Raw genomic sequence first — 1,154 nt, 5'->3', positions numbered from 1 at the left:
CGGCTCCACACGCCGGCGCCCAGGCCGAACTCGGTGTCGTTGGCGATGGCCAGCGCCTCGGCCTCGTCCTTGAAGGTGGTCACGCCGATCACCGGGCCGAAGATCTCCTCCTGGAACACGCGCATCTCGTTGCTGCCCTTGAGCAGCGTCGGCTGGATGTAATAGCCGCTGGCCAGGTCGCCCTCCAGGCGCTCGGCCGCCCCGCCGGTGAGCACCTGGGCGCCCTCCTGCTGGGCGATCTCCAGGTAGCTGAGGATCTTGTCGAACTGCTGCTGCGAAGCCTGGGCGCCGACCATGGTGTCGGTGTCCAGCGGGTTGCCGCGCTTGATCTGCTTGACCTTCTTCATCACCTCGGCCATGAACGGCTCGTAGATCGACTCCTGCACCAGCGCGCGCGACGGGCAGGTGCACACCTCGCCCTGATTGAAGAAGCCCAGCACCAGGCCCTCGGCGGCCTTCTCGATGAAGGCCGGCTCGGCGTTCATGATGTCGGCGAAGAAGATGTTCGGCGACTTGCCGCCCAGCTCGACGGTGGACGGGATGATGTTCTCGGCCGCGCACTTGAGGATGTGCGAGCCCACCGGGGTGGAGCCGGTGAAGGCGATCTTGGCGATGCGCTTGCTGGTGGCCAGCGCTTCACCGGCTTCGCGGCCGAAGCCCTGGACGATGTTGAGCACGCCGGGCGGCAGCAGGTCGCCGACGAGCTCGGCCAGCAGGGTGATCGACAGCGGGGTCTGCTCGGCCGGCTTGAGCACGATGGCGTTGCCGGCGGCCAGGGCCGGTGCCAGCTTCCAGGCGGCCATCAGCAGCGGGAAGTTCCACGGGATGATCTGCCCGACCACGCCCAGCGGCTCGTGGAAGTGATAGGCCACGGTGCCGTCGTTGATCTCGGCGGTGCTGCCTTCCTGGGCGCGGATGCAGCCGGCGAAGTAGCGGAAGTGGTCGGCGGCCAGCGGCACGTCGGCATTGAGGGTTTCGCGCACGGCCTTGCCGTTGTCCCAGGTCTCGGCCACGGCCAGCAGTTCGAGGTTGGCTTCGATGCGGTCGGCGATCTTCAGCAGGATGTGCGAACGCTCCTGCACGCTGGTGCGGCCCCAGGCGTCGGCGGCGGCATGGGCGGCGTCCAGCGCCTTGTCGATGTCGGCGGCGTTGGA

At 68.1% G+C, this 1,154-nt stretch carries 1 protein-coding gene; it reads right to left on the bottom strand.

Annotated elements, in window-relative coordinates; translation table 11 throughout:
* Nucleotides 1–1,154: aldehyde dehydrogenase family protein (locus EPK82_RS24630; protein ID WP_134678346.1), on the bottom strand; the 1,154-nt coding region annotated here is incomplete at both ends.

It is taken from the genome of Ectopseudomonas khazarica (assembly GCF_004521985.1).
Classification (GTDB): domain Bacteria; phylum Pseudomonadota; class Gammaproteobacteria; order Pseudomonadales; family Pseudomonadaceae; genus Aquipseudomonas; species Aquipseudomonas khazarica.
Note: the sequence above shows the minus strand (reverse complement) of the source record. Positions and strands in the feature narration are given on the sequence as shown.